17 protein-coding genes are annotated in these 18261 nt (G+C 74.2%); 10 read left to right on the forward strand and 7 right to left on the reverse strand.

The features are described from left to right. Nucleotides 1–3: 3 nt before the first annotated feature. Genes fabG through CLV72_RS14435 form a run of 3 tightly spaced genes read left to right on the forward strand, consistent with a single transcriptional unit; the run spans nucleotide 4 to nucleotide 2244 of the window. Nucleotides 4–708, forward strand: coding sequence for a 3-oxoacyl-ACP reductase FabG (gene fabG / locus CLV72_RS14425; RefSeq protein ID WP_106245923.1), 705 nt, complete (start codon nucleotides 4–6; stop codon nucleotides 706–708). Further along, nucleotides 708–1472, forward strand: coding sequence for an enoyl-ACP reductase FabI (fabI, locus tag CLV72_RS14430; protein WP_106245925.1), 765 nt, complete (start codon nucleotides 708–710; stop codon nucleotides 1470–1472). The genes fabG and fabI overlap by 1 nt, the downstream gene beginning before the upstream one ends. Before the next feature lie 13 nt (nucleotides 1473–1485). After that, entirely contained in the window at nucleotides 1486–2244 is a 759-nt protein-coding gene (locus CLV72_RS14435; RefSeq protein ID WP_106245928.1) for an SDR family NAD(P)-dependent oxidoreductase, read from the forward strand. 82 nt (nucleotides 2245–2326) lie between these two features. Here CLV72_RS14435 and CLV72_RS14440 read toward each other — a convergent pair whose 3' ends face one another. From CLV72_RS14440 to CLV72_RS14450, 3 genes are all read right to left on the reverse strand, one after another. Beyond that, entirely contained in the window at nucleotides 2327–2788 is a 462-nt protein-coding gene (locus CLV72_RS14440; RefSeq protein ID WP_106245930.1) for an SRPBCC family protein, read from the reverse strand. A 113-nt stretch (nucleotides 2789–2901) separates the two neighbouring features. Next, entirely contained in the window at nucleotides 2902–4680 is a 1779-nt protein-coding gene (locus tag CLV72_RS14445) for a helix-hairpin-helix domain-containing protein (protein ID WP_106245932.1), read from the reverse strand. 259 nt (nucleotides 4681–4939) lie between these two features. Then, nucleotides 4940–5908 (reverse strand): aldo/keto reductase, encoded by a 969-nt coding sequence (locus tag CLV72_RS14450; protein ID WP_106245934.1) that lies wholly within the window; start codon nucleotides 5906–5908, stop codon nucleotides 4940–4942. A 339-nt stretch (nucleotides 5909–6247) separates the two neighbouring features. On the opposite strand from CLV72_RS14450, the gene CLV72_RS14455 reads away from it, so the two are divergent. Genes CLV72_RS14455 through CLV72_RS14470 form a run of 4 tightly spaced genes read left to right on the forward strand, consistent with a single transcriptional unit; the run spans nucleotide 6248 to nucleotide 9216 of the window. Further along, nucleotides 6248–7117 carry an undecaprenyl-diphosphate phosphatase gene (locus CLV72_RS14455; protein WP_106245937.1) on the forward strand — a complete coding sequence of 290 codons (870 nt, stop codon included), beginning with the start codon at nucleotides 6248–6250 and terminating at the stop codon, nucleotides 7115–7117. 34 nt (nucleotides 7118–7151) lie between these two features. Then, complete coding sequence (locus CLV72_RS14460) at nucleotides 7152–7859, forward strand: histidine phosphatase family protein (protein WP_106245939.1); 708 nt, start codon at nucleotides 7152–7154, stop codon at nucleotides 7857–7859. Between the two features lie 38 nt (nucleotides 7860–7897). After that, nucleotides 7898–8470 carry a DUF3090 family protein gene (locus CLV72_RS14465; protein ID WP_106245941.1) on the forward strand — a complete coding sequence of 191 codons (573 nt, stop codon included), beginning with the start codon at nucleotides 7898–7900 and terminating at the stop codon, nucleotides 8468–8470. Between the two features lie 8 nt (nucleotides 8471–8478). After that, nucleotides 8479–9216 carry an SCO1664 family protein gene (locus CLV72_RS14470; protein WP_106245943.1) on the forward strand — a complete coding sequence of 246 codons (738 nt, stop codon included), beginning with the start codon at nucleotides 8479–8481 and terminating at the stop codon, nucleotides 9214–9216. A 126-nt stretch (nucleotides 9217–9342) separates the two neighbouring features. On the opposite strand, the gene CLV72_RS14475 is transcribed toward CLV72_RS14470, so the two are convergent. The 3 genes from CLV72_RS14475 to CLV72_RS14485 form a co-directional block, all read right to left on the reverse strand. Then, nucleotides 9343–10596, reverse strand: coding sequence for an ABC transporter substrate-binding protein (locus tag CLV72_RS14475; protein WP_106245946.1), 1254 nt, complete (start codon nucleotides 10594–10596; stop codon nucleotides 9343–9345). Between the two features lie 338 nt (nucleotides 10597–10934). Next, nucleotides 10935–11717, reverse strand: a complete 783-nt coding sequence (locus tag CLV72_RS14480) for a DUF554 family protein (protein WP_106245948.1) — start codon at nucleotides 11715–11717, stop codon at nucleotides 10935–10937. Nucleotides 11718–11721: 4 nt separating this feature from the next. After that, nucleotides 11722–12168, reverse strand: a complete 447-nt coding sequence (locus CLV72_RS14485) for a PaaI family thioesterase (RefSeq protein WP_106245950.1) — start codon at nucleotides 12166–12168, stop codon at nucleotides 11722–11724. Nucleotides 12169–12345: 177 nt separating this feature from the next. Between CLV72_RS14485 and polA the strand changes: the two genes are divergently transcribed. The 3 genes from polA to CLV72_RS14500 all read left to right on the forward strand — a co-directional run bounded on the left by polA (nucleotide 12346) and on the right by CLV72_RS14500 (nucleotide 17517). Beyond that, nucleotides 12346–15099, forward strand: coding sequence for a DNA polymerase I (polA, locus tag CLV72_RS14490; RefSeq protein WP_425428070.1), 2754 nt, complete (start codon nucleotides 12346–12348; stop codon nucleotides 15097–15099). Between the two features lie 367 nt (nucleotides 15100–15466). Further along, nucleotides 15467–16921 (forward strand): 30S ribosomal protein S1, encoded by a 1455-nt coding sequence (gene rpsA, locus CLV72_RS14495; protein ID WP_106245953.1) that lies wholly within the window; start codon nucleotides 15467–15469, stop codon nucleotides 16919–16921. A 92-nt stretch (nucleotides 16922–17013) separates the two neighbouring features. Next, complete coding sequence (locus tag CLV72_RS14500; RefSeq protein WP_106245955.1) at nucleotides 17014–17517, forward strand: GNAT family N-acetyltransferase; 504 nt, start codon at nucleotides 17014–17016, stop codon at nucleotides 17515–17517. 12 nt (nucleotides 17518–17529) lie between these two features. On the opposite strand, the gene coaE is transcribed toward CLV72_RS14500, so the two are convergent. Continuing rightward, entirely contained in the window at nucleotides 17530–18147 is a 618-nt protein-coding gene (coaE, locus tag CLV72_RS14505; protein WP_106245957.1) for a dephospho-CoA kinase, read from the reverse strand. Between the last annotated feature and the right edge of the window lie 114 nt (nucleotides 18148–18261).

Here is an 18261-nt window from a genome sequence, read left to right on the forward strand (position 1 = left end):
CCCATGACCCGTTCGGCACTCGTCACCGGGGGCAACAGGGGGATCGGCCTGGCCATCGCCCGCGAGCTGGCCGCCGCCGGCGACTCCGTCGCCGTCACCTACCGGTCGGGCGAACCGCCCGAGGGTCTGCTCGGCGTGCGCTGCGACATCACCGACTCCGCCCAGGTCGACGCCGCCTTCAAGCAGGTCGAGGAGGCCCAGGGCCAGGTGCAGGCCCTGGTCGCCAACGCGGGCGTCACCAAGGACCAGCTGCTCGCGCTGATGAGCGAGGACGACTTCATGTCGGTCCTGGACACCAACCTCGGCGGCGCCTACCGGGTCGCCAAGCGCGCCGTGCGCGGCATGATGCGCAAGCGCACCGGCCGGATCGTGCTGATCTCCTCGGTGGTCGGCCTGCTCGGCTCCGGCGGCCAGGCCAACTACGCCGCCTCCAAGGCCGGCCTGGTCGGCTTCGCCCGCTCGCTGGCCAGGGAGCTGGGCAGCCGCAATGTCACGGTGAACGTCGTGGCGCCCGGCTTCGTGCGCACGAACATGACGGCCTCGCTGCCCGAGGAGCGGCAGGCCGAGATCAAGAATCAGATCCCGCTGGGGCGCTACGCCGAGGCGGAGGAGATCGCGAAGACCGTCCGGTTCCTCGCGAGCGACGACGCGGCCTACATCACCGGGGCCGTGATCCCGGTCGACGGCGGCCTGGGAATGGGGCACTGATGGGTCTTCTGGACGGCAAGCGCATCCTGGTCACCGGGGTGCTGACCGACGCGTCGGTCGCCTTCCACATCGCGAGGCTGGCGCAGCACGAGGGCGCGCAGGTCGTGCTGACCGGGTACGGGCGGTTGAGCCTGGTGGAGCGGATCGCCAAGCGGCTGCCCGAGACGCCGCCCGTCATCGAGCTGGACGTCACCGACCCGGCGCACCTGGACGGGCTCGCCGACCGGCTGCGCGGCCATGTCGACCGCATCGACGGCGTCGTGCACGCCATCGCCTTCGCGCCCCAGGACGCGCTGGGCGGCAACTTCCTCAATACCAGCTGGGACGACGCCGCCACCGCCCTGCACGTGTCGGCCTTCTCGCTGAAGTCGCTGGCCATGGCGGCGCTCCCGCTCATGGAGGACGGCGGCTCGATCGTCGGCCTGGACTTCGACGCCAGCGTCGCCTGGCCGGTCTACGACTGGATGGGCGTGGCCAAGGCGGGCCTGGAGTCCACCTCCCGCTACCTCGCCCGCTACCTCGGCGAGCACCGGGTGCGGGTGAACCTGGTGTCCTTCGGGCCGATGCGAACCATGGCCGCCAAGAGCATCCCGGGCTTCGACGAACTGGAGTCCACCTGGCCGCAGCGCGCCCCGCTGGGCTGGGACACCTCCGACCCCGAGCCGATCGCTCGCGCCGCGGTGGCGCTGCTGTCGGACTGGTTCCCGGCCACCACGGGCGAGATCGTGCACGTCGACGGCGGCGTGCACGCCATGGGCGGATAGGCGGGAGGCGCACGTGGAACTCGGACTCTCCGGCGCCCGGGTGCTCGTCACCGGGGCCAGCCGCGGCATCGGGCGGGCCATCGCCGAGGCCTTCGCCGCCGAGGGGGCCAACCTCGCCATCTGCGCCCGCAACGAGGGCCCGCTGGGCGAGGTCGCCCGCGAACTGGGCCGCCGGGTGCGGGTGCTGGCCAAGCCGGTCGACGTCAAGAGCGGCCCGGCCCTGGAAGCCTTCGTCGAGCGCGCCGCACAGGAGTTCTCCGGCCTGGACGTCGTGGTCTCCAACGTGTCGGGCGGATCGGCGCGCGACGAGACCCAGTGGGAGCGGGCGGTCGCCACCGACCTCTACCCCTTCGTCCGGCTGGTGCGGGCGGCGCGTCCGCACCTGGAGGCGTCCAACTCCGCCTCGATCGTGCTGATCTCCACCACCTCGGCCGTCGACACCTCGCCGCCGTCGGGGGCCGGCGCCTACGGTGCGGTCAAGGCGGCGCTGAACCACCACGCGAGCGCGCTCGCCCGCGAACTGGCGCCGGGCATCCGGGTGAACACGGTCTCGCCCGGTCCGGTGGAGTTCCCCGGCGGCGGGTGGGCCCGCCGCCGCGAGCAGGAGCCCGCGCTGTACGCGGCGGTGCGCGAGCGCATCCCCTTCGGCCGGATGGCCGACCCGGCCGAGGTGGCGCGGGCGGTCGTCTTCCTGGCCAGCCCGGCGGCCGGCTACATCGTCGGCGCCAACCTCACCGTCGACGGCGGCTTCCTCAGCAGGGTGGACGGCTGAGGAGCCCCCGGGCACGCGCAGGGGCGCCCCGCGACGCGGGGCGCCCCTGAGGCGGCCGTGGGCCCTGCGTGCCGATCGCGGGTCAGGGCGTCGGACGGTCCACGTCGCCGCGCCAGCCCCCGGTGGGGATCTCACGCGACTCGATGAACTCCTTGAAGCGGTTCATGTCGCCCTGGATGCGGCGGTCGACCACGTTCAGCGCATCGCCGATCTTCTCGACGGCGCCCTCGGGCTCGATGTCCATCTGCAGGGTCACCCGGGTGTGCGACGGGTCGATCCGGTGGAAGGTCACCACACCCGCCTGCCGGGGACCCTCCACGCTGTGCCACGCGATCCGCTCGTCGGGGTGCTGCTCGGTGATCTCGGCGTCGAACTCGCGGGTCGCGCCGGCGATCTTCGTCCGCCAGTGGGTGCGGGTCGGACCCAGCTGCTGCACCTGCTCCACGCCCTCCATGAAGTGCGGGAAGTCCTCGAACTGGGTCCACTGGTTGTAGGCGACGGGCAGCGGCACATCCACATCGACGGCCTTGGTGATCGTGCTCATCACGCCTCCTCGTCGGGGTGATCGATCGCCTCGATCGTTGCTTTCGCGTGCTTCGCGGCCGCCGCTACCCGCGCGCTCGGCGCTAAACGCACCGCGGCGGGGCCTGCGGGCGCTCAGCCCTCGCGCAGCAGCTCGACCAGGCGGGTGCGCCGCCGCGGCGGACGGGAGCGCACCGCCTCGGCCAGGGCGGGCCCGGCGGCGTGCACGATCGACAGGTGCTCGGCGGCGCGGGTGACCGCTCCGTACAGCGCCGGGCCGCCCGGCCGGAACCCGGGCGGGAAGGGCGGCACGACGAGCACCACGGCCCGCCACCGGCCGCCCTGGGCCGCCGCGGCCGTCAGCGCCCAGCCGGGCCGGAAGGCCGTCAGATCGGGCACGGCGAGCTCACGGCCGGGGCCCGCGTCCGGCCCGGGGACCTCCTCACCGCCGAACAGCCGCACCACCGCGCCCTCGGGCCCGGCCTCGGCCAGGTAGCCGACGTCGCCGGCGGTGAAGCCCTCGCCGTCGGCCGCCGCGACCAGGCGGTCGCCGGGGTCGAAGCCGCCGTGCGCGCCGGGGCCGGGGTTCAGCGCCGCCTTGCAGGCGGCGTTCAGCGCCGCCGCGCCGGCCTCGCCGTCGCGCAGCAGCGACACGACCTGGACGCGCTGCGCGGGCACGCCGAGGGCGCGCGGGATGGAGTCGGTGACCAGCTGGACGGTGCGGTGCACCGCCTCGGCGGCGCTCGACGCCCGCACCACCACGAGCTCGCGGCCGCCGCCGGCGCCCGGCGCGGGCACCGGCGGCAGCTCGCCCGCGGCCAGCGAGGCGGCCAGCGCGGTGACGGAGCCCGGCCGGGGCCGGGGGGCGGGCAGCGCGGCCACCGGGACGACCCGCGCGTCCAGCACGTCGGCCAGCACCGCGCCGGGGCCGGGCGGCGGGGGCGCGTCGGGGTCGCCGACGAGCACCAGGTGGGTGCCGTCGGCGCACGCCTCCACCAGGGCCGCGCCCAGCTCCACGTCCAGGGTCTCGGCGCCGGTGACCACCACCAGCCCCGCCTCAAGCGGGGCCGCCTCGCCGTGCGCGTAGCCGCCGTCGGGGCGCCCGCCCAGCAGGGCGCGCAGCGGCGTCGCGGGGACGCCCGCGGCGGCCGCCAGCGCCTCGGCCGAGGTGCCGCTGGGCGCGGTGACGACGGCGCCCACCTCGGCCGCCTCGGCGATCGCGGGCAGCAGCGCCACCAGGTCGGCGACGGCGTCGCCCGCTCCCGGCCCGGCCGGGACCGCCACCACGCCGCGCAGCGCCACCGCGACGAGCGCGGCGAGGGTCTCGGGCGCGGGGGAGCGGCCCAGCCGCTCCGCGGCGGCTTCGGCCGCCTCGGCCGCGGTCGCGGAGTCGACCAGCGCCTCGGCCGTACCGGCCAGCCGCCCCAGCCCCTCGCCCAGCGTCTCCTCGGCCAGCCCGTAGCGCCCCAGCGCCAGCAGCGGCACGGGGTCGGGCATCTCGGCGGGCTCGGCCGGATCGGCGTCGTCGTCGGCCGGATAGGAGTCCACCGCGATCACCAGCCCGTCGTCGAGCGCGGAGTCGACGGCTCCGGCGCCGTCGCGGACCCCCAGACCCGCCAGCGCCCGCACCACCTCGGCCGCCGGCAGCGCGGTATGCCCCGTCCGCGCCGCCCGGGTCAGCAGATGCACCACCAGGGCACGGGCCCGCCGCTCGTCGGTCGGCACCGCCGAGGCGCCGAGCAGCCGCCGCGCCGTGAAGTCGGCCTGCTCGGGCGTGATCTCGGGCAGCGACAGCAGCCGCCACGGATCGCCGCGCAGCAGCGCGGCCGCGTCGTCCCCGAGCGCCCGCACCAGCGGCCCGGCCAGCCGCGCGGGTGCTCCCGCCCGCTCCAGCACCTCCACGGCGGCGGCCACGGCCGCACTCGGCCCCTCGACCCGCCCGGCGGGCCGGGGCCCCGCGTCTTGCGGACTCAGGTCGCCACGCTCCTTCGCCAGCGCACATGGGCGCGCCCTAGCGGGCCGCGGCGCCGGCGCCCGCCACCGCGGACCACCGCCCGGCCGCACCCCGGGGCCGGAGCACTCCCCACAGGGAACGCTCGACGGCCGCTTCGGTCGGCCGACAGTCTAGACGCGGGCGCCGTCACCCGCCCTCCACCCGCGTCGGCCCGGCGTCTCAGCCGTCCTCGTCCAGGTCGTGCCCCGCCGACACGTCGTCCAGGGCGGTGCGGATGGCGTAGGGGAGGGTGACGGACTCGGCGTCCAGGATCTCCTCCAGCTGCTCGGCGGTGCGGGCGCCGACGACGGGGGCGGCCACGCCGGGGCGGTCGCGGACCCAGCTGAGCGCCACGGCCAGGGGGGCCACGCCCAGGCCGTCGGCGGCGGTGTGGACGGACTCCACGATGCGGCGCGAGCGCTCGTCCAGGTAGGGCTGGACGAAGGGGGCGAGGTGGCCGGAGGCGGCGCGGGAGTCGGCCGGGATGCCGGAGCGGTACTTGCCGGTCAGCACCCCGCGTCCCAGCGGCGACCAGGCGAGCAGGGAGACCCCCGCGTCGGCCGCCGCCTCCAGCAGGTCGCCCTCCACCGACCGGTTCAGCAGCGAGTACTCCATCTGACTGGAGACGACGGGGGCGCGGCCCGCCTGCGCGCCAGCGCGCTGCCAGGCGGCGGCCTTGGCCAGCTGCCAGGCGTTGTGGTCGCACAGCCCGGCGTAGCGCACCCGCCCGGAGGAGACGGCGGTGTCCACGGCGGCCAGGGTCTCCTCCATCGGGGTGCGCGGGTCGTGGCCGTGCAGCTGCCACAGGTCGACCTCGTCGACGCCCAGCCGGCGCAGCGACGCGTCCAGCGCGCTCAGCAGGTGCCTGCGGGAGGCGTCGGGGTTGCGGGCGCCGCCGGCCCGCCCGGACTTAGTGGCGATGATCACATCGCTGCGCCGGGCGGCCACGCCCAGCAGCCGGCCGAGCATCCGCTCGCTGTCCCCGTCGGCGTACACGTCGGCGGTGTCCACCAGGGTGCCGCCCGACTCGACGAAGGCGATCAGCTGCTGGGCCGCGTCGTCCTCGCCGGTGTCGCGTCCCCAGGTCATCGTGCCCAGGGCGATCCGGGAGACCCACAGGCCCGAGCCGCCCAGCTGTCGCTGCTCCATGGCCGCGAGGCTACCCGCGGGCGGCGGCGGGACGGAGGTCAGCGCGCCGGTGCCGGGGCGGCGGTGGCCGCCACCGGCCGCGCCCGCGCGGCGCGCCGCCCGGCCCGGGCGGAGGGCGGGCGCGGTGACGGTTGTGATTCCTGCGGCGTAAGGGGCGAAAAGCTCGCTACCCTCGGTGCACCCCCAACGTTTCGGCAGCGCGATCCGCGAACGCCGCGCCCGCACCCGTCCGCGCCCCTTCGGCCCGCGCCGGGGCGCGGCCCGGCGGCGGCCGCGCTGCGGTCCCAGCCGTGCGAGCGTGAAGAGAGTCTGTCCGACGTGACCGTCACCCAAGAGAGCATGAGCATCTTCGAGGCCGTCATCCTGGGCCTCGTCCAAGGGCTCACCGAGTTCCTGCCGATCTCCTCCAGCGGCCACCTGCGCATCGTCGCCGCCTTCTCCGGCTGGCCCGACCCCGGGGCCGCCTTCACCGCGGTGTCCCAGATCGGCACCGAGCTCGCGGTGCTGATCTACTTCCGCAAGGACATCGCGAACATCATCAGCACCTGGTTCCGCTCCCTGTACACCCGGGAGCTGCGCGGCGAGATCGAGGCCCGGATGGGCTGGTACATCATCGTCGGCACCATCCCGATCGTGCTGCTCGGCATCACCCTGCAGGACTACATCGAGGCGCCCTTCCGCGACCTGCGCCTGATCGCCACCACCCTGATCGTCTTCGGCATCCTGCTCGGCCTGGTCGACTACTTCTCCCGCAAGGAGCGCGAACTCGCCCAGCTGACCACCGGCCACGGCCTGCTGTTCGGCCTGTTCCAGGCCCTGGCGCTGGTCCCCGGCGTCTCCCGCTCCGGCGCCACGGTCACCGGCGGCATGCTGCTGGGCTACAAGCGCGAGGCCGCGGCCCGCTACGCCTTCCTGCTGGCGCTGCCCGCCGTGTTCGGCTCCGGGATCTTCCAGCTGTTCGACATCGGCGGCGACGAGTACGCGGGCTGGACCGCCACCATCGTCGGCACCGTCATCGCCTTCATCGTCGGCTATGCGGTGATCGCCTGGTTCATGCGCTACATCTCCACCCGCAGCTTCATGCCCTTCGTGTACTACCGGATCGCCCTGGGCGTGCTGATCTTCGTGCTGGTCGGCTTCGGCGTGCTGGAGCCCACCGCGGGGGTGCAGATGGAGCCGGAGGCCGACGTGCCCGTCCAGCAGCCCTGACCGGGCGGCGGCCCGCTCCCGTTAGGCTGCCCGGGTGAGCACCGTGCTGTTCGTCCGCCACGGCCTGACCGCCGTCACCGGCTCCACCCTGCTCGGCTGGACCCCCGGGGTCCCGCTCGACGAGCGGGGCGAGGCGCAGGCCGAGGCGGTGGCGCGGCGGCTGGCCGGGCTGCCGCTGGCGGCCGTGGTCACCTCGCCGCTGGAGCGCTGCCGCCAGACCGCCGAGGCCATCGCCGCCGGGCGGGCCGCCCCCCTCGTCGACGAGCGCTTCGGCGAGTGCGGCTACGGCGAGTGGACCGGCCGCAAGCTGTCGGAGCTCGCCAAGGAGCCGCTGTGGCGGGTGGTCCAGTCCCACCCCAGCGCGGTGCGCTTCCCCGGCGGGGAGTCGATGACGGAGGTCGCGCACCGCGCCGTGGGCGCGGTGCGCGCCTGGAACGCCGAGCTGGGCGCCGACGCCGTCTACGCCGTGTGCAGCCACGGCGATGTGATCAAGGCCATCGTCGCCGACGCCCTCGGCCTGCACCTGGACCAGTTCCAGCGCATCCAGATCGACCCCTGCTCGGTCACCGCCGTCCGCTACACCGAGCTGCGCCCGTTCGTGCTCCGGCTCAACGACACCGACGACCTCGCCGCCGTGCTGCCGCCCCCGCCCGCCGAGGGTGGCGAGGCGGCCGAGGGCTCCGACGCCGTCGTGGGCGGCGGCGCCGGGGGCCCCGCCGCGCCGCCCTCGAGCACCGGCTGAACATGCCAGGCACCGGCACCGGACGCTAGAGTCGGGGCATGCCCGTCTACTTCTACGACCAGCCCGAGCGTTTCGTCGCGGGCACGGTCGGCCAGCCCGGCGACCGGGCGTTCTTCCTCCAGGCGCGCTCCGAGGGCAGGACCACCAGTGTCGGGCTGGAGAAGATGCAGGTGAGCGCGCTCGCCGAGCGTATCGAGGAGCTGCTCGACGAGCTCGCCAAGCGCAGCATCACCGGTGACGACGTCCCCTCCGCCACCCCCGAGGAACTGCGCGACGACGAACCGCTGGACCAGCCGCTGCTGGAGGACTTCCGGGTCGGCACCCTCGCGCTCGCCTGGGACCCCGAGACCAGCAGGGTGCTGATCGAGGCGCAGGCGGCCGGCGAGGCCGACGACGAGCCCGCCGAGCCGCTCAGCGACGATCTCGACTCCGAGCGCGACGTCCTGCGGGTGCGCATCACCCCCGCCGCCGCCCGGGCCTTCGCCGAGCGCGCGCTGCGGGTGGTGGCGGCGGGACGGCCCAACTGCCCGCTGTGCGGCCTGCCGCTGGACCCCGACGGCCACGTCTGCCCGCGCGCCAACGGCTACCGGCCGCTGACCCCCGAAGCCTGAGAGCCGCCATGGCCGAGTGGTTCGACGACATCTCGTCGCCCAACGCCCTGGGCCTGCTGCGCACCGGCCGCCTCGAGGTCGAGGGGAGGCTGGTGTCGGCCTCCAACGCCACCCTGCGCTGCTGGGTCGAGGCCGACGGCGTGCGCGCCCGCTGCGTGTACAAGCCCGTGGCGGGGGAGCGCCCGCTGTGGGACTTCCCCGACGGCACCCTGGCCGACCGCGAGGTGGCGGCCTTCGCCGTCTCCGAGGCGCTGGGCTGGCGGGTGGTGCCGCCCACCGTCTACCGCGAGGGCCCCTACGGGCCCGGCATGTGCCAGCTGTGGATCGACACCGACCCCGAGGTCGACCTGGTGGAGCTGTCCGGCCGCTACACCGACGAGGGGCTGCGCCGGATGGCCGTCTTCGACGCGGTGGTGAACAACTCCGACCGCAAGATCGGCCACCTGCTGCCCGCCCCCGACGGCCACCTCTTCGGCTGCGACCACGGCGTCTGCTTCTCGGTGGAGTACAAGCTGCGCACGGTGCTGTGGCAGTGGCAGGGCTGGGAGCTGAACGACGACGCCCGCGAGGGGCTGGAGCGGCTGTCCGGCGAGCTCACCGACGGCCCGCTGGCGGCGACCCTCGCCAAGCACCTCACCCCCGAGGAGTGCCACGCCACCCTGCGCCGGGTCGAGCTGCTGCTGGAGCACGGCGTGCACCCCTACCCGTCCCAGGACTGGCCCTCCGTCCCCTGGCCGCCCTTCTAGCCGCCAGGGCCCCGCACCGCCGCCGCGTCCGCACCCCGTGACGCGGCCGAGCCCCGGACCGTTCACGGTCCGGGGCTCGGCTCGTGGCGGCCGGGGCGCTTCGCCCGCCCCGGCGGGTGCCTCTCCTTACAGCGGTCCGGCGTCGACGGTGTCCACGACGCTCTGGACGCCCTCGTCGTCGTGCTCCCAGATCTCGATGCGCGCCGTGCCCGGCTCACCGGCGTCGGTGAAGTCCACCGGGCCGCTGGCGCCCTCGTAGTTGATGTCGGTGCCGTCGGCGAGCAGGTCGCGGCACTCGGCGAAGGACGAGCACGCCTCGCCCTCGCGGGTGACGTTCACCATCTCCTGGCTGAAGTCGGCGGCCGAGGTGCTGCCCGCCGCCTCGGCGGCCAGGGCGACGATGGTGACGCAGTCGAAGACCTGCGGCGCGTACTGGAAGACCTCCAGCTCGGGGGCGAACTCCCGCAGCCCGCTGTCGAACTCCTCGTTCTCCACCGACGCCGGCGCGGTGCCGGAGAAGCCGCCGATGACGCCCGGGTCGTCGGGGTCGACGGTCTCGCCCATGGTCTCCGAGCGCATGCCGTCGGCGCTGTAGATCTGGTCGGGCGTGTAGCCGGCCTCCAGCAGCGGGGTGAGGATCTGCACGCCCTCCTCGAAGGACGGCAGCACCACGGCGTCGGGCTCGGCGTTGGTGATCTGGTTGACCACGGCGTCGAAGTTCGCGGAGTTGGGGTCGTAGCCCTCGTTCATCACGACCTCGGCGCCCAGCTCCTCCAGGCCCGCGGCGGTGGCGTCGGCCAGGCCCTGCCCGTAGTCGTCGGCGCGGAAGGCGATCGCGACGGTGCTGTGGCCGTCGTTGAACACCGTCTCGGCGAGCACCGGGCCCTGCAGCGCGTCGCTGGGCGCGGTGCGGAAGTAGAAGCCGTTGTCCTCGTAGGTGGTGAGGTTCGGCGCCGTGTTGGAGCCGGAGCACTGCACCACTTCGGCGTCGATGACCCGGTCGATGAAGGACATCGTCATACCGGTGGAGGCCGCGCCGATGATGGCGTCCGCCCCGTCGGCGAGAATGCGGTCGGCGGCCTCGCCGGCGCGGGCCGGGTCGTTGGCCTCGTCGCCGCGCAGCAGGGTGGGGATCTCCTGGCCCAGCACACCGCCGGCCGCGTTGATCTCCTGGACCGCGTACTCGGCGGCCTCGATCTGCGGCGGGCCCAGGTGGGACAGGTCGCCGGTCTCCGGGAAGATGGCACCGATGATCAGCGGCTCGCCCTCGCCGCCGTCGGTGCCGCCGGCTCCCTCGCCTCCGTCCCCGCCGCAGGCGGCCAGCGCGAGCGACGCCGCGGCGGTGACCGCCGCGAAGCGCAGGGCTCGTGTTCTGAGCATGCAAGTCTCCCCAGTCATTTGACGGATTCGCACCTTCCGTCACGTCGTTGCGGGAGCTTAACCAGCGTGGCGGCGCAGTGGGAAGGAGGGCGCACCGGTTGCGGCTGAGTCGCTTCGCAGACGTTACAAGGATGTAGTGAATCCATGGCCCTGCCGTGCGGACGGCTGCTCCGTCCGGTCTGCGGCGCGGGGACCGATTCGTGCGGAAGCGTCACCGTCCGCCGGACTTTGCGCCGCCGCGCCGCCACTCGCTAGGGTGGCCCCTCTGGTCCGGATCACCGAGTAGAAAACGTGCCGCCCGGGGAAGGGCCGGCACGGCCCCAAAGGTGATCCGGACCCTAGAGCAGCACGGCCGCCTGGGTGAGCAGCGGCGCCACGAAGACCGCGGGCAGCAGGTCGGCCACGGGCACGTCTTTGATCCGCAGCAGCCGCAGCGCCACCCCGGCCAGCAGCAGCCCGCCGGTCGCCGTGATCGCGGCGATGTGCGCGTCGGGCAGCACCCCGCCCAGCCCGAGGCCCAGCAGGGTGAACGCGCCCTGGTAGACGCCCACCGGCAGGGCCGAGGCCAGCACCCCCGCGCCGAGCGCGGCGGCGAAGGCGATGGCCGCGAAGCCGTCCAGCACCGACTTCAGCGCCAGCTGGTCCACCCCCTGGCCCAGGCCCTCGGTGAACGCGCCGAGGATGGCCAGCGGGCCGATCAGGAAGACCAGCGAGGAGGTGACGAAGCCCTCCGTGAAGCGGTCGCCCCCGGCCGGCCCGGCGGCTCCTGGCGCGGCCGCCTCGCCCACCGCCGCGGCCACCGGGCGGCGGCTCAGCCGCCGCCGCAGCAACTCGCCGAGCCGCTCCAGCCGGTCCTCGATCCGCAGCAGGGAGCCGGCGACGCCGCCGAGCAGCAGCGAGCCGAGCACGATCAGCACCGGCGCCGAGTCGCCGACGGCCGCCGCGAGCTCGGCCGACAGCACCTCGGCCCCGTTGAGCGCCGCGATCATCAGGGTCGCCAGGCCGAGCCCGGCCGTGACGACCTCGCGGGTGCGCTCGGGCAGCCGCGCGCCCAGCGCCAGGCCGAGGGCGCCGCCGAGCAGGATGGCGGCGATGTTGATCAGCGTGCCGGTACCGGGCACCGCGCTACTCCGCCGGCGCGGGCGCCGGCGGCGCGTCGCGGATCATGCAGGTGAGCCGGGAGGTGCACACCCGGCGCCCGGCGTCGTCGGCGATCTCGATCTCCCAGGTGGCCAGCGAGCGGCCCAGGTGCACCGGGACGGCCGTGCCGGTGATGGTGCCGGACCTGGCCGCGCGGTGGTGGGTGGCGTTGATCTCGATCCCCACCGCGATCCGGTCGGGCCCGGCGTGCAGCATCGAGCCGATCGAGCCGAGGGTCTCGGCCAGCACGCACGAGGCGCCGCCGTGCAGCAGCCCGTAGGGCTGGGTGTTGCCCTCGACCGGCATCGTGCCGACCACCCGCTCGGCGCTCGCCTCGGTGATCGCGATCCCCATGGACGAGCCCAGGCCGCCGCCGGGGTTGCCGCCCTCCCACAGGAACGGTCGGCCGGTACCGGCCGCCGGTGCGCTCATGGCGCCCCCTTCGTGTCGTGGCCGCCGCGCCCGCGCGGCGCGGACGGACCGCGGACCGGGCGCGGGCGGCCCGGACCGGGACGGACCGGGCCGCGAAAGGCCCGCCACCGCGGGCGATCCCGCGGACGCGCCACCGCGGGCACGGCGGATGTCATCCCAGCACTCTAGGATTCCGGTGTGGTGACCAGCGACACGACCCCCGCCAGGACCGGTGCCGACCAGCAGCCCCAAGCGCGGCTGCTGCTCGTCGACGGCCACTCCATGGCCTTCCGCGCGTTCTACGCCCTGCCCGCCGACCGGTTCGTCACGACCACCGGCCAGACCACCAACGCCGTGTACGGCTTCACCTCCATGCTGGTGAAGCTGATGCGCGACGAGCGGCCCACCCACATCGCGGTGGCCTGGGACCGCTCCGAGCCCACCTGGCGCGACGAGGAGTACGGCGCCTACAAGGCCGGGCGGGCCGACACCCCGCACGAGTTCCCCAGCCAGGTGGGCCTGCTCCAGGAGCTGCTGGGCCTGCTCGGCGTGGCGAGCCTGTCGGTGGCCGGCTTCGAGGCCGACGACATCGTGGCCACGCTGGCCACCCGCGGCCGCGAGCGCGGCATGGAGGTGGTGATCGCCTCCGGCGACCGCGACACCTTCCAGCTCGTCGGCGAGGGCTGCGTGGTGCTGTACCCGGGCAAGTCGCTGTCCGACCTCACCCGGATGACCCCCGACGAGGTCGAGGCCAAGAGCGGGGTCCGCCCCGAGCGCTACCGCGACCTCGCCGCACTGGTGGGGGAGAAGAGCGACAACCTCCCCGGCGTGCCGGGCGTGGGCCCCAAGACCGCCGCCAAGTGGATCACCAAGTACGGCTCCCTGGGCGAGCTGGTCGCCCACGTCGACGAGATCACCGGCAAGGCCGGCGCCAGCCTGCGCGAACACCTCGGCGACGTCCTGCGCAACCACCGCCTCAACGAGCTCACCTGCGACGTCGAGATCGGTGCCGGCCTCGACGACCTCACCGTCGACGGCTGGGACCGCGCGGGCGTGAACACCCTGATGGACAACCTGGAGTTCAACACCGAGCTGCGCGGCCGCCTGTTCGCGGTGATGGGCGAGGAGGAGCCGGGCACCGCCTCCCACGACGGCTTCGAGGTCGAGCTGACCGTGCTCGGCACCGGCGAGGTGGCCGGCTGGCTGGGCGCCCACGCCGCCGGCAACGCCCGCGCCGGGCTGGCCTTCGAGGGCAGCTGGGGCCAGGGCGGCGGCGAGGTGTCCGCCCTCGCGATCGCCACCGCCTCCGGCGCCACCGCCCACATCTCCCCGGCGCTGCTCGACCCCGGCGACGAAGCGGCGCTGGCCGGCTGGCTCGCCGACGACCAGCACCCCAAGGCCGTCCACGACGCCAAGGGGCCGATGCTCGCCCTTGCCGCGCGCGGCTGGCGGCTGGGCGGCCTCACCAGCGACACCGCGCTCGCCGCCTACCTGGTCCAGCCGGGCCAGCGCACCTTCGCGCTCGGCGACCTGTGCACCCGCTACCTCAGCCGCGAGCTGGAGCAGCGCGCCTCCGACGCCGCCCAGCTGAGCCTGGACATCTCCGGCGACGGCGGCGACCCCGCCGAGGCCGCCGACCAGGCCGCCCAGCACGACCTCGCCGTGCGGGCCCGCGCCACCCTCGACCTCGCCGGGGCACTGGACGCCCGCCTGGAGCAGCGCGGCGGCGTCCGGCTGCTGCACGAGCTCGAACTCCCGCTCAGCCGCGTGCTGGTCGACATGGAGCGCACCGGCATCGCCGCCGACCGCGCCTACCTCGACGAGCTGGAGGCCGGCTTCGCCGTCGCCGTGCGCCAGGCCGTCACCGAGGCGCACCGCGTGGTCGGCCGCGAGTTCAACCTCGGCTCGCCCAAGCAGCTGCAGCAGATCCTCTTCACCGAGCTGGGCCTGCCCACCACCAAGAAGATCAAGACCGGCTACACCACCGACGCCGACGCGCTGGCCTGGCTGGCCGCCCAGACCGACAACGAACTCCCCGTCATCCTGCTGCGCCACCGCGATCAGACCCGGCTGCGCACCACCGTCGAGGGCCTGGTCAAGACCATCGCCGCCGACGGCCGCATCCACACCACCTACAACCAGACCGTCGCGGCCACCGGCCGGCTCAGCTCCACCGAGCCCAACCTGCAGAACATCCCCGTCCGCACCGAGGAGGGCCGCCGGATCCGGCGCGCGCTCGTCGTCGGCGAGGGCTACGAGTCGCTGCTCACCGCCGACTACAGCCAGATCGAGCTGCGGATCATGGCGCACATGTCCGGCGACGAGGCGCTGATCGAGTCCTTCGGCTCCGGCCACGACTTCCACAACGAGATCGCGGCCCGGGTCTTCAAACTCGACCCCACCGAGGTCGACGGCGAGGCCAGGGCCCGGATCAAGGCGATGAACTACGGCCTGGCCTACGGCCTGAGCGCCTTCGGCCTCTCCCAGCAGCTCGGCATCACCCCCGACGAGGCGCGCGGGCTGATGGACGACTACTTCGCCCAGTTCGGCCGGGTCCGCGACTACCTGCACGAGGTCGTGCTGCAGGCCCGGCGCGACGGCTACACCGAGACCATGTTCGGCCGCCGCCGCTACCTCCCCGACCTCAACAGCGACAACCGCCAGCGCCGCGAGATGGCCGAGCGGATGGCGCTGAACGCGCCCATCCAGGGCTCGGCGGCCGACATCATCAAGGTGGCCATGCTCGGCGTGGACGAGGCGCTGCGCTCGGGCGGGCACCGCTCCCGGATGCTGCTGCAGGTCCACGACGAACTGGTCCTGGAGGTCTTCCCCGGCGAGCTGGAGGAGGTCACCGCGCTGGTGCGCGAGCGGATGGCCGGCGCCTACGACCTGCGGGTGCCGCTCGCCGTCTCCGTCGGCGTCGGCGCCGACTGGCACGAGGCCGCCCACTAGCCGCCCGGTGCCGCCGCGGGAGGCCCGGCCGCGTCGGACGGCTCGGCCGAATCCGCCCGAAACCACGGCGAAACCGCATGTCAAGCTGTGGGATGTCTCACTTGCGTCAAGGATGGGTTACCGATAACTATGGATGTCGGCGACTGATCGTCGCGGGGTGCCGGATCCGACCGGACCCCGCCGCTCCACCACGGACAAGGCGTATATCCGTCGGCGCGGAGGCCCGCAGGGCCCGGCCCGCCGATTGACCCAGAGCCCCGGCCTCTCGTATCCTGGTCGGTGCGTTATGAGTTCACGTCTGCGAACGCAGTCGGGAACGAACAGCGCAATCCATACGCCCATGTCCGCATCCGGAGTCCACCCACACATGACGAGCAGCACCGAGGCCACCTCGACACCGAAGGTAGCGGTCAACGACATCGGTTCCGAGGAAGCCTTCCTCGCGGCGATCGACGAGACCATCAAGTACTTCAACGACGGTGACATTGTCGAAGGCACCATCGTGAAGGTCGATCGAGACGAGGTCTTGCTCGACATCGGCTACAAGACCGAGGGTGTGATCCCCTCACGCGAGCTGTCGATCAAGCACGACGTCGACCCGAGTGAGGTCGTCGCCGTCGGCGACCACATCGAGGCGCTGGTCCTCCAGAAGGAGGACAAGGAAGGCCGCCTCATCCTGTCCAAGAAGCGCGCTCAGTACGAGCGCGCCTGGGGCACCATCGAGAAGATCAAGGACGAGGACGGCATCGTCACCGGCACGGTGATCGAGGTCGTCAAGGGCGGCCTGATCCTCGACATCGGCCTGCGCGGCTTCCTGCCGGCCTCGCTGGTGGAGATGCGCCGCGTGCGCGACCTCCAGCCCTACGTCGGCCGCGAGCTCGAAGCCAAGATCATCGAGCTGGACAAGAACCGCAACAACGTGGTGCTCTCGCGCCGCGCCTGGCTGGAGCAGACCCAGTCGGAGGTCCGCCAGACCTTCCTGAACACCCTGCAGAAGGGCCAGATCCGCAAGGGCGTCGTCTCGTCGATCGTCAACTTCGGCGCCTTCGTGGACCTGGGCGGCGTCGACGGCCTGGTGCACGTCTCCGAGCTGTCCTGGAAGCACATCGACCACCCCAGCGAGGTCGTCGAGGTGGGCCAGGAGGTCACCGTCGAGGTCCTCGACGTCGACATGGAGCGCGAGCGCGTCTCGCTCTCGCTCAAGGCGACCCAGGAAGACCCCTGGCAGCAGTTCGCCCGCACCCACCAGATCGGCCAGATCGTGCCGGGCAAGGTCACCAAGCTGGTGCCCTTCGGCGCGTTCGTGCGGGTCGAGGAGGGCATCGAGGGCCTGGTGCACATCTCCGAGCTGGCGGAGCGGCACGTCGAGATCCCCGAGCAGGTCGTGCAGGTCGGCGACAGCATCTTCGTGAAGATCATCGACATCGACCTCGACCGGCGCCGGATCAGCCTCTCGCTGAAGCAGGCGAACGAGACCGCCGCCGAGGCCACCGAGTTCGAGCCGACCCTGTACGGCATGGCGGCCACCTACGACGAGCAGGGCAACTACATCTACCCCGAGGGCTTCGACGCCGAGACCGGCGAGTGGCTCGAGGGCTTCGACGCCCAGCGCGAGGAGTGGGAGCGGCAGTACGCCGAGGCGCAGGAGCGCTTCGAGCAGCACCGCCGCCAGATCGAGGAGGCCCGCAAGGCCGAGGCCGGCGAGACCGAGGAGCCGTCCTTCGAGCCGACTCCGTCGTCGGACGCCCCGGTCGGAGGAGCGCTCGCCTCCGACGAGGCGCTGGCGGCCCTCCGCGAGAAGCTGGCGGGCGGCGAGTCCTGACCGCCGTGGCCGACCGCAGGTGAACCGTCCGAAGGGGCGGCCCCGTACCACCGGGGCCGCCCCTTCGGCCTTCGACGAGAGTGGGGTACGGCATGGCGGCGACCGCCCCTGCCGTGGTGATCGCGGCGGCCGAGCCGGGCGACGCCGGCGAGATCCTGACCGTGCAGCGGGCCGCGTTCGTCGCCGAGGCGCAGCTGTACGGCGACCCGTTCATCGCGCCGCTGGTGGAGAGCGCCGAGCAGATCCGCGCCGCCATCGAGCGCGGCGCGGTGGCGCTCAAGGCGCTCGACGGCCACCGGCTGGTGGGCGCGGTGCGCGCGCTGCCGGCCGGACGCAGCTGCCTGGTGAGCCGGCTGGCGGTGGCGCCCGACCGGCAGGGCGGCGGGGTGGGCCGCGCGCTGCTGGCGGCGCTGCCCGACGCGGTGGCGGCCGCCGCCCCCGAGGCCGAGGACCTGGTGGTGCACACCGGCCACCTGAGCGCCGAGGACCTGCGGCTCTACCGCGGTTTCGGCTTCGCCGAGACCGGGCGGGAGCGGATGGACGACCACCTCACCCTGGTGCACCTGCGGCGGGCGGTGCGGCCCGCGCCGGCCTGAGGCCCGGCGGGCTCAGCCCGCGGGCCGCGCCCCGGCGCCCGCCCGCTCGACCAGCCGCTCCCACACGGCGGCGACCCGCTCGTCGAGCTCGTCGAGGCCGCCGGAGTTGTCGATGACCAGGTCGGCGACGGCGCGGCGCCGCTCGCGGCCCGCCTGCGCCGCGATGCGGGCCCTGGCCTGCTCCTCGCCCATGCCCCGGTCGTCGGCCAGCCGCCGCAGCTGCACCTCCACCGGCACGTCGACCACCACGACCAGGTCGTAGAGCCCGGCGAGATCGTTCTCGACCAGCAGCGGCACGTCGTAGACGACGATCGCGTCCGGGGGCGCCGCCTCCATCAGCTCCCGGCTGCGCTCGCCGACCAGCGGGTGCACGATCGCGTTCAGCGCGGCCAGCCGCTCGGGGTCGGCGAACACGATCTCGCCGAGGGCGGGGCGGTCCAGTGAGCCGTCGGGGCGCAGCACGCCGGGCCCGAACTCCGTGACCACGGCCGCGAGGCCCGGCGTACCCGGCTCGACCGCCTCGCGGGCCAGCCGGTCGGCGTCGACCACCACCGCGCCGCGTGCGGCCAGCCGGGCCGCCACCGCGGACTTGCCCGAGCCGATGCCGCCCGTCAGTCCCACCTTGAGCATGGAACGAGCCTATCGGCCGGCCACCCGGCGCACGCCGCGGCCGGCCCGCCGACCGGCTCGTCCGCGCGCACCTCGTTGTCACCGCGGCCGCGTACCGTGGAGGCAGACGCCGGA

Origin of the sequence: Allonocardiopsis opalescens (assembly GCF_003002095.1) — a bacterium.
Lineage (GTDB): Bacteria > Actinomycetota > Actinomycetes > Streptosporangiales > Streptosporangiaceae > Allonocardiopsis > Allonocardiopsis opalescens.

Excerpts from the sequence above, each read along its gene's own strand:
- CLV72_RS14485 (WP_106245950.1), bottom strand. The coding sequence starts at position 12,168 with ATGAGCGCACCGGCGGCCGGTACCGGCCGACCGTTCCTGTGGGAGGGC.
- CLV72_RS14470 (WP_106245943.1), top strand. The coding sequence starts at position 8,479 with ATGGCCGAGTGGTTCGACGACATCTCGTCGCCCAACGCCCTGGGCCTG.
- CLV72_RS14465 (WP_106245941.1), top strand. The coding sequence starts at position 7,898 with ATGCCCGTCTACTTCTACGACCAGCCCGAGCGTTTCGTCGCGGGCACG.
- CLV72_RS14455 (WP_106245937.1), top strand. The coding sequence starts at position 6,248 with ATGAGCATCTTCGAGGCCGTCATCCTGGGCCTCGTCCAAGGGCTCACC.
- fabI (WP_106245925.1), top strand. The coding sequence starts at position 708 with ATGGGTCTTCTGGACGGCAAGCGCATCCTGGTCACCGGGGTGCTGACC.
- CLV72_RS14500 (WP_106245955.1), top strand. The coding sequence starts at position 17,014 with ATGGCGGCGACCGCCCCTGCCGTGGTGATCGCGGCGGCCGAGCCGGGC.
- coaE (WP_106245957.1), bottom strand. The coding sequence starts at position 18,147 with ATGCTCAAGGTGGGACTGACGGGCGGCATCGGCTCGGGCAAGTCCGCG.
- CLV72_RS14440 (WP_106245930.1), bottom strand. The coding sequence starts at position 2,788 with ATGAGCACGATCACCAAGGCCGTCGATGTGGATGTGCCGCTGCCCGTC.
- CLV72_RS14450 (WP_106245934.1), bottom strand. The coding sequence starts at position 5,908 with ATGGAGCAGCGACAGCTGGGCGGCTCGGGCCTGTGGGTCTCCCGGATC.
- rpsA (WP_106245953.1), top strand. The coding sequence starts at position 15,467 with ATGACGAGCAGCACCGAGGCCACCTCGACACCGAAGGTAGCGGTCAAC.
- fabG (WP_106245923.1), top strand. The coding sequence starts at position 4 with ATGACCCGTTCGGCACTCGTCACCGGGGGCAACAGGGGGATCGGCCTG.
- CLV72_RS14475 (WP_106245946.1), bottom strand. The coding sequence starts at position 10,596 with ATGCTCAGAACACGAGCCCTGCGCTTCGCGGCGGTCACCGCCGCGGCG.